Raw genomic sequence first — 9,525 nt, forward strand, 5'->3', positions numbered from 1 at the left:
TCTCGACAAGACACATGATTATCCATGTATATATTTCGGTCGCCACTAGCATAACTCTCAGTCATCTAACATGTATATCTCGTAATATTTTTTTACACATATTTTAAGGTGATATTGTAGAAGACACAATTCTCCCACTTGAACCATTCTAGGCCATGGCCTTGAAATTTCAGCACATGGTTTCCGCGACGGCAGGCAAGAAACCTGGAGAAGGGGCGGGGCACGAATGTCGCACCAAGCCATCATAGCCGCGGCGGGAAGGTCTGATGCACCAGAAGCGGCTTGTCGCACTTGCCGGATACGCGGTTCTGTATCTCGGTTGCGCGACTGCGGCACATGGACAAACGGCCGATAGTCTTTATGCGCAAGGCGTCAAGGCCCGGCAGGAACAGTATTTCGAAGAAGCCGCCGGGTTGCTGAAGCGTGTCCTTGCTCTTCAGCCTGCAAATACCGACGCGCTGGTTCAGCTGGGTTTCACCGAACTGGGTCTCAATGACCGCCGGCCGCGCGGAGCGCCTTTTCGCAAGCGCTGTCCATAGCGCCTGCTTACACCGACGCAACGTTTGGACAGGCCCAGGTCGAGTTCAGAGCTGGCAATCTGTCCAAACCCGCCTATCTGCACGCCTTTGTACGCCAAGGCTCTACACAGATCAGAGGACGCTTTGCATCCGCGCACAGCCACATTTCAGTGCCGTCGGACTGTTTTGGAAAGGCGACGCTACGTGCCGAACCTATGCTATTGCCGTCTACCCCTCACGCCCACTCGATTGTTTCTAACCCAGCTAGGCCGTTGATCTAGCTGGGTTTTTCTTATTTGTGACGCACAACACCGATCAACGGGCCGTCAAAAAGCTAGGTTTCTGATTTTAAAGAGAAAATCGATTAGAAAATATTTTTGAGATTTCGCCAACTATCGGATCAATCGGACGATTTTCAACCTCTTGGCACCCAGCGGCATGCGCGCTCCAATCTTGAAAAGTACCGTCATCGATGCACTTTGAGGTCGACAGTTTGTGCCGCTATTACTCCTCGGCAAGGTGGAGAGCCTCTTCTTCTCGGCGAAATAGATGTCCAACAAAGTGTCGACGACGAGGTTCGTTCAGGCCTTTGGTAGAGGCCTTTTTTTGCTGATACCTGGTTGTCTTCCCTTTTTTCAGTGCCTCACAAGCCTGGCGGACAAGAAACCAGGTCGCAGCAATGCTGTCTCATTGAGATTGGACCAGCATGCCAATGAGCTTGTTGCGCAGATGCGAAATCGCTTCGTCGAACCCCGACAGCGAAGCTTGGGCAGATCGAGGTCGCCAGCGATGTCCAGAGCACCATGCACAATGTCCATATCTCCGGCACCAAGCCGGCTAGCGAACGTCTATCAAGGACCGCTCCTTCGCCCGCTTTGAGGTCTCGTTGCCCGCAAGGTAGACTGCTCGCATGACCTTCAAGCTTATCTTCCTCGGGACCTCGGCCAGCGTGCCCTCGGCCGAGCGCAATCACCCGGCGCTGCTCGTTGAAGCCGGCAGTCAACGGGTGCTGGTCGATTGCGGGGAAGGCACCCAGCGTCAGCTTCTGCGCAGCGGCGCCGGATTCAGGCGACTTGATCGCCTGCTCCTCACGCACGCGCATTTCGACCACGTGCTCGGGATTCCAGGCTTGTTCTCGACGCTTCGGCTCCGGCAGAGCAAGAACCATGTGACCATTTATGGTAGCGCAGACACTCTTGACGTCGTCGCCCGCATGCTCGCTGGCCTTTGGGGTGAGGGACGCGCGCCGATCCCGCTGCAACTCGTGCCGCTTGCCCCCGGACGCGTGTTCGAGGTGGATGAGTTCACCGTCGATTGCTTTCAAGTTCGCCATCGCGACACCGACAGCTATGGCTTCGTCTTCGAGACGACGGCGCGTCGTCACCTCCGTTCGGACCGCTTGGTAGCTCTCGGTGTGCCAGACGGTCCGATCCGGAAAGATTTGGCCGAAGGCCGCTCAATTTCTCTTCCCGACGGCCGAACGATTGCTCCCGAAGCAGTCCTCGGACCACCCGAGGCTGGCAAGAAGCTGGTCATTGTAGGCGACACCGAAACCACTGATGGATTGGCCGATAAGGTGAGCGGCGCCGACCTGCTTGTCATCGAAGCCACATTCCTGCAACGAGATGCAGCGATGGCGCGCGACTACGGACATCTGACAGCCGCGGAGGCAGCATCGCTGGCAGCGACCAGCGATGTAAAGCAGCTCGTTCTTACGCACATCTCCGGCCGCTATTGCGACGAAGAAATTCTCGCGGAAGCCGTTCAGGCGTTTGCGAACAGCCTTATCGCAACGGATTTCACCACCCTCACCGTTTAGTGGCAGGGCCATGACATTCAGAATTGGCGTCATCTCGGACACGCACGGCTTGCTGAGGCCGGAGGCGGCGCATTGCCTGGCCGGGGTCGACCACATCATTCATGGAGGGGACATCGGTAGCCCTGAGATCATCACGGCGCTTCGCTGTATCGCGCCGGTTACCGCGATCAGAGGAAACGTGGACACCGGTGGCTGGGCGCTGCCATACGCGGAAACCGAGCTCGTACGTCTTGCCGGGCGAGCAATCTACGTGCTTCATGATCTCAAGACGCTGCAGATCGACCCGGTTGCCCAGGGCATCGACTTGATCGTGTCCGGTCACTCGCATGTGCCGGGGATGGAGACAGTGGATGGCGTGCTTTATTTGAATCCGGGCAGCGCTGGCCCGCGACGGTTTAAGCTGCCTGTCACCCTTGCGACGGTCGACATCACTCGAGACAGCATAGGGCCTTCGATAGTGAGCTTGGCAAGCGGCTGAACGAATTCAGCGCGCACTACGCCGCACTTATATCCGACTGTCTCCTCGATTTTTCACAAGATGGCAGGCGCGCCGCAACGCGGAGACACGCATTCTTCGCGACTTGTTTAACGGGAGTTCTCGCCGCGTGCGGTGATGGACTGATCCGTCATTTCTGGCGAAACGCTGAGTGGAACGACACAACCAGCGGGCCTAGAATGTAGTCGAGCGCCGTGCGTTGCTCGGTAACGATCATGACTGACGCCGGCATGCCCGGATAAAGCGCGATCTGTGGGGCGGCCGCCAATTCCACGGGATCGACCGCTACGTCCGCGAGATAATAGGGAAAGCCGGTCTTGGTGTCGGTAATGCGATCCGCCGAAATGCGGGCGACGCGTCCATGAATTATGGGTATCGAACGCTGCTTGTATGATGTGAAACGAACTTCGGCGGCCATGTCGGGACGCAGGTTCGATATATCCTCGACGCGAACCTGTGCCTGGACGATCAGTGAATTCTCGGTCGGCACGATGTCAAGGATGGTCTGGCCCGGCGCCACGATCGCACCGATCGAGAAAACGCTGAGATCCATCACTTGGCCATCATAGGGCGCACGCACTTCGGCCCGGTCCATGGCGGCTTGGGCGGCGAACATCTTGGGTATGAGGTCGGACAGGTTCGATTGCGTATCGATCAGCATGGCCGACAACTTGGTCCGGCGCTCATTCGTCAATTGTGCGATCTGGCTCTCGAGTTCGGCCTTGCTCTGTAGGGTGCCGCCGATGGCGCCGAGATTATCGTCGATCAAGCCCTGCAAATCCGAGGCCGACCTTTCCAGTTCAAGGATGCGTGGGCGGGTAGTCAAACCGGCCTTGAGCAGCTTCGACAGGCTGGCCTTCTCGCCGATCGTCGATTTGAGCTGGGCCCGGTAGGATTCGACCCGAGACTGCTTGCCCCGTATCTGCTCCTCGAGCTCCGCAATGCGCCGTTCGAGGATCTGCCTTGCGCCGGCCATCGAGGCGCGTTGGCTTTCCAGGTCGGTGATCTGGTTTGCCATTGCGTCCTTGAGGTAGTCCTGGTGCTCCTTGAGGATGTCCTTGGGAAAGGCAACCGCCTGGCTGCCGTCCAATTCGGCACGGATCCTGGCATCGGTTGCGCGCAACAGTGCATATTGCTGGGCATAGAGATTGAACTCGGACCGAATCCTGGTGTCGTCCAGCTTCAGCATTATGTCGCCCTTCCTCACGACGTCGCCATCCTTAACGCGGATCTCCTTCACCGTACCGCCGTCGAAGTGCTGGACGCTCTTGCGATTGCCTTCCACCTTGACGATGGCATCGGCGAGCACGGCACCGTTCAGAGGGGCAAAGGCCGCCCAGCCGCCGAAAATGCCGAAAAAGGCCATTATGATCAGCAGGCCAATATAGGCCGGCACCCGGATGGAATCCGGAGCCAGGATGCCGGACTCGCCAGGCAGGCTATGGTAAGTGAGGGCACTGTCGCTCATCGATCTCTCCGACCACAGCTCATTGGGTCGCCACCGCCATTGGAGCCGCGCGCTGGTTGAGCAGCGCCACGATCTCGTTTCTCATGCCGAACGCCTCGACGGCGCCATCGCGCAACAGCAGGATCTTGTCGACATTCGCCAAGGTCGAGGGCCGGTGCGAGACGATGATAACAGTGCTGCCGCGGCGCTTGAGCTCGATCGCGCAGTCGCTCAGCGCGCGATCGCCATCGGCGTCGAGATTGGAACTCGGCTCGTCGAGAATGATCAGTTTCGGCGTTCCAAACACCGCCCGGGCAAGAGCAATCCGTTGCCGATATCCTCCCGACAGCACGGCGCCGCCCTCCCCGATCTGCGTCTCGTAGCCCTGCGGCAGTCGGATGATCATCTCGTGTACGCCGGCGAGCCGCGCGGCCTCGATCACCTCCTGGTCGACATTGGTCTTGAAGCGCCCAATGTTGGCGGCGACGGTATCGGAGAAGAGTTCGATATCTTGCGGCAGGTAGCCGATGTGATCACCTAATGCGTCGTGCCCCCATTGCGACAGGTCGGCGCCATCCAGCCTGACTGTGCCGCGACTGGGTTGCATGACGCCGGCAAGGTGGCGCGCCAGGGTCGACTTGCCGGCACCGGAGGGGCCAACGATTCCGAGCGCCTCGCCTGCTTCCAACCGAAACGACACGTCGCGCAGAAGCACTTTCTGCTGGCTTTGAATTGCAAAGCTTACCTGCTCGACGGAAATCATGCCGCTGGGCTTCGGCAGGTTGAACGCTCTCTCGTTGCGCGCGCCCCCGTCGACCAGTCTCTCGACCCTTGCCAACGCTGCCCGCGCCAGGATCAGGCTGCGCCAGAGGCCGACGATCTGCTCGACAGGCTGCAACCCCCTGCCCAGCAGGAGGCTCGCCGCGAACATGGTGCCGCCGGTAATCTGCCGTTCGATGACCAGATAGGCGCCGAGGCCGAGGATCAGCGATTGCATGGTGAGCCGCAGGAACCGGATGAGGCCCGACATCAAGGCGGCACGGTCGCTTGCCTCCGCCTGGCGCCGCAGCGCGAGGTTGCGGTCGCGCCCCCAGCGGCGGATGAGACCGTCGATCATCCCCATGGCGCGAACGACTTCGGAGTTCCTGAGGCTCATCTCGGTGAAGTTGTAGTTGTTCGTCGCCAGCTCGTTGGCCTGCTTCAGCGGCGAGCGCACGAGATACTCGTTGAGCACGGCCATGCCGATCAGGAGCAGCGAGCAGCCCAGTGCGAAGAAGCCGAGCCACGGATGCAGCAGGAAGATGATGCCGATGTAGATGGGCGACCATGGCAGATCGAACAAAGCGTGGATGCCGCTGCCGGTGATGACCTGCCTGAACGCATCGAAGTCGCGGATCGGCTGGCTCGGCGAGGAACCGGGCGATGGGGCCTCGACGGACGCGGCGAGGATCTTTGCCGAAAGCAGACGGTCGAGCCGGGCGCTGGCACGCGTCAGGATCCAGGCGCGGACCAGGTCGAGACCCGCCAGCGAAAGGAAGGCTGCCAGCAACACCAGGGTCAGCATCACCAGCGTGGTTTCGCTGCCGCTGGTGACAACCCGGTCGTAGATCTGCAGCATGTAGAGGGGGGAAGCGAGGTAGAGCAGGTTGATCGCGAGGCTGAACGCCGCCGCAAGCAGGAAATAGCGGCGGCATGCCCGAAGCGCATCCTTCACAATTCGAGACTTGCTATCCACTTCCAGAACCCCACTCGATACTCGTCAGGTCAGGGAGCCGCCGTAGCCGGCGGCCCTTTTCGCTCAGACCACGAAGTCGCTTGAAATCGCTCCATTGCCGATGCCGGTCAGCGTGAATTCCGCCGGATTGTACGAAACGACGGTATGACCCTGGCCATCATCGGCAAGCTTGAAGGCGTTCGCATCATAATTGCCGACCAGATGCAGCGCGGCGCCGTGGGTGCCGTCCGAAACGGTCAGCGTTCCGCCGCTGCCATCCTGGTTTGCCTGATAGACGGCCGTCGTTCCCGCACCGAACAGGATATCGCCGAGGTCCAGCCTGTCATCATTGGTGATGCCGCCGATCCGTCCGCTGTAGTCGAAGGAATCGTCGAGTTGCAGCGTGCCGGCAGCGTCGTGTCCGAAGGTGACGTCCGTCGACGAGGCGCCGCCGAATTCCAGCTTCGACAAATTGCCGATGGTGGCATCGCCGTCGCCGGTAACCTGGCCGTGGATCACGATGTCGCCGCCATTGGCCCAGAGCATGCCTGAATTCGCCAGGCCGCCGGCGACCGTCAAGCCGCCCGAACCCGTTGCCTCGAGCGTTCCGGAGTTGGTGACGACGCTGCCACCGGTATCGATGACCAGCGCGTGCGAGCCGGTGGCGATAATGGTGCCCTGGTTGTCGAGGCTGAGCATGCCGCCGCCCAGCTGGCCGGCGCCCGAGATCGTGTTGTCGACGTTGACCAGAGTGACGTCCGGCCCTGTGCCGGAAATCATGTTGGCGGCGCTGTCGGACAGCAGGATCTGCCCGCCCCCCTGCAAGGTCACGCCGTGCTGGATGACCTGCAGCAGCGTATCGCCGCCGGTCGAGTCGAGCGAGATGAGGCCGCTGTTGTTGATAATGCCGCTGAGCGGCAGCAACGCGCCGTCGCCGATCGTCATGGTGCCTGAATTGTTGACCATCGGCGTCTGGTCGAACACGAAATTGCTGGCTGTGAGTGCGCCCGAATGCACGCCGTCCAGCGTGATCGACTGTCCGTCGCCGAGTGCGATCACCGCATTGCCGTTGGCATCGTCGGCGATATGCGTCTGGAGGTCCGCGAAGTCCGCCAATCCGTTATAGCCGATGAGATCGATCTGGTCGGCCGCGGCATCGAAATTGTGCACCGTGTCGGCGCCGATCGGTTGCGAGAAGACGAAGAGATCGTTGCCGTGCGAGCCGGTCAGCACGTCGTCGCCGGACCAGGCAAAGATCGGCGAACCCGGTGCGTAGGCCTCGACATTATCGGCGATCGATGCGGTGCCCGTGGTGCCGTCGGCATTGATCCAGGTCATCTCGACATCGAGCACGGCTGCCCCGGTGAAACTGGCCGGCGTGGTAACGGTCAGCCCGTGCAGGTCGTTGGTCTGGATCGTCCAGCTTCCGTCGGCATTATGGGTCGCGCCATCGATGGTCCAGCCCGAAGGCACGTCCTTCACCGTGACGGCGATGAGCGCGCCCTCATGTGATGGGTCGGTGAGGGCAAGGTTGATGGGCTCGCCGGAGGTGCCGGCGGGCAGGTTAAAAGCTGGAGTACCGACCCCAGGGTTTCCGGCTATGTCAGTCCAGAATGAGGTACCGGTGCCACTGGACAGGACTTGGACGGTATGCGCGCCACCGCCGACTGGCTTCGTAACATCCAAGGTGTAGATGTCGTGCCCGGTGCCGTCGATGCCGACATGTATGAAGGTCCCGGCTGTCGCAGTTGCGCCTACCAGCGCGATGTCATTGATGTCGAAGCCCGAGACCGCCTCACTGAAGGTGAAAGTGATCGTCTGCTTGGCACCGTTGTTGTCATGCGAAATGACGACCGTCGGCGCCGTTGTATCACCGCCCGTCACGTTGATCGTCGCTATTGCCGTGCCTGTGTCAGTGCCGCCGTTGGCCGTTCCGCCGCCGTCCACCAGTGTATAGGTCACGCTCTTTGCGATGGTTCCGCTGATTGCGTTCGCATAGAGGATGTGATCGGCAAGGGCCTGCGCGGCCGCCGCGGTGGCATTGGCATTGAAGGTCACGACCAGATTCGACCCGTTCGTGCCGCCGGTGAAGGTACCAATGAGTGTGCCACCATAGCTCACACTATTGCCGCTGACGGTGATCTGGCCAGCGCCGGGCGCCTGATTCTGGATGGTCAACTGGTCCGTGGCCGCGCCGTTTGCCGTGAACCCGACAGTGAGCGAGCCGCCGCCGAAGTTGGCGGAGTCGATGTCCGTTATCGTCGCTGCTGGGGCGATGGCTGTAGCGGCGGACCCCGCCGTGTAGTTCAGGATTGTGGATGTCCCGGCCGTTCCGCTATTGAGATCGATTGCCGGGGCGTCGTTGGTGCCGAGTATGTCAATGTGTACTGAAGTGTGAGTGCCATCGGCGCTGACCACGTCGAAATTCTCGGTGTAATGCTGACTGGCGACCAATTCATTGTGAGCAGAAGAGGCGGTGTAAGTCCAGGCACCGGCCGTGTTGATTGCAAAGGTTCCATAAGTTCCAACATTGGCCGTCTGGGCGATGAAAGTCGTTGAGCTGTCGACGTCCGAGATAGTGAGCGTGCCTGAGGTCGAGATGTTTGCTGCAGCGTTGGTCTCGGTCAGGTTGACCGAGGCCGACGACAGAACCGCTGCATCGTTGGCGCCGTTGATGGTGACGGTCAGAACTGCCGTATCGGTCAGGCTGCCGTCGCTGACGGTGTAGTTGAAGGTGTCAGTGGTCGTGCCGCCCGTATTGAGCGCCTGCACCGTCGCGTCGTTCTCGTTGACGACATAGGTGTAGCTGCCGTTGCTGTTGAGCGTCAGCGTGCCGTGCGCGCCGACCAGCCCGCCACCTACCAAGCCGGCCGAGCCCGCATTTTCGACTCCACCAGTGCGGATGGCGCTGACCGTCAGGCCGGCGCTGTCGATATCGCTGTCGTTGGTGAGCACGTTGCCGGTGCCGTTGTTGCCGCCGGACGCGTTGAGGGTGCCGCCCTTCTCGGTGGCCGCGACAGCACCGAGGATGGCGCTGGTGTCGTTCACACCAACCGGCGCATCGTTGGCGCCGTTGATGGTGACGGTCAGAACTGCCGTATCGGTCAGGCTGCCGTCGCTGACGGTGTAGTTGAAGGTGTCAGTGGTCGTGCCGCCCGTATTGAGCGCCTGCACCGTCGCGTCGTTCTCGTTGACGACATAGGTGTAGCTGCCGTTGCTGTTGAGCGTCAGCGTGCCGTGCGCGCCGACCAGCCCGCCACCTACCAAGCCGGCCGAGCCCGCATTTTCGACTCCACCAGTGCGGATGGCGCTGACCGTCAGGCCGGCGCTGTCGATATCGCTGTCGTTGGTGAGCACGTTGCCGGTGCCGTTGTTGCCGCCGGACGCGTTGAGGGTGCCGCCCTTCTCGGTGGCCGCGACAGCACCGAGGATGGCGCTGGTGTCGTTCACACCTATCGGGCCGTCATTGGTGCCGTTGATGGTGACGGTGACGTCCTGCGTGGTGGTGGCGCCGAAGTCGTCGGTGACCGT

General features: G+C 60.8%; 6 protein-coding genes. 3 read left to right on the forward strand and 3 right to left on the reverse strand.

Annotation, left to right across the window (positions count from 1 at the left end; genetic code table 11):
- Window positions 1-266: 266 nt before the first annotated feature.
- The 3 genes from FJ527_RS15560 (at window position 267) to FJ527_RS15570 (ending at window position 2,815) form a co-directional block, all read left to right on the forward strand.
- Window positions 267-539, forward strand: a complete 273-nt coding sequence (locus FJ527_RS15560; RefSeq protein ID WP_140617587.1) for a hypothetical protein — start codon at window positions 267-269, stop codon at window positions 537-539.
- A gap of 889 nt (window positions 540-1,428) precedes the next feature.
- Window positions 1,429-2,337, forward strand: a complete 909-nt coding sequence (locus FJ527_RS15565) for a ribonuclease Z (RefSeq protein WP_140823528.1) — start codon at window positions 1,429-1,431, stop codon at window positions 2,335-2,337.
- A 10-nt stretch (window positions 2,338-2,347) separates the two neighbouring features.
- Window positions 2,348-2,815, forward strand: coding sequence for a metallophosphoesterase family protein (locus FJ527_RS15570; protein ID WP_140823529.1), 468 nt, complete (start codon window positions 2,348-2,350; stop codon window positions 2,813-2,815).
- 148 nt (window positions 2,816-2,963) lie between these two features.
- Here FJ527_RS15570 and FJ527_RS15575 read toward each other — a convergent pair whose 3' ends face one another.
- From FJ527_RS15575 to FJ527_RS15585, 3 genes are all read right to left on the reverse strand, one after another.
- Window positions 2,964-4,301 (reverse strand): HlyD family type I secretion periplasmic adaptor subunit, encoded by a 1,338-nt coding sequence (locus FJ527_RS15575; protein WP_140823530.1) that lies wholly within the window; start codon window positions 4,299-4,301, stop codon window positions 2,964-2,966.
- 19 nt (window positions 4,302-4,320) lie between these two features.
- Window positions 4,321-6,015 (reverse strand): type I secretion system permease/ATPase, encoded by a 1,695-nt coding sequence (locus FJ527_RS15580; RefSeq protein WP_140823531.1) that lies wholly within the window; start codon window positions 6,013-6,015, stop codon window positions 4,321-4,323.
- Window positions 6,016-6,078: 63 nt separating this feature from the next.
- Window positions 6,079-9,525: VCBS domain-containing protein (locus FJ527_RS15585; protein ID WP_140823532.1), on the reverse strand; the 3,447-nt coding region annotated here is incomplete at its 5' end.

This window comes from Mesorhizobium sp. B2-4-18 (genome assembly GCF_006441385.1).
Taxonomy (GTDB): Bacteria; Pseudomonadota; Alphaproteobacteria; order Rhizobiales; family Rhizobiaceae; genus Mesorhizobium; species Mesorhizobium australicum.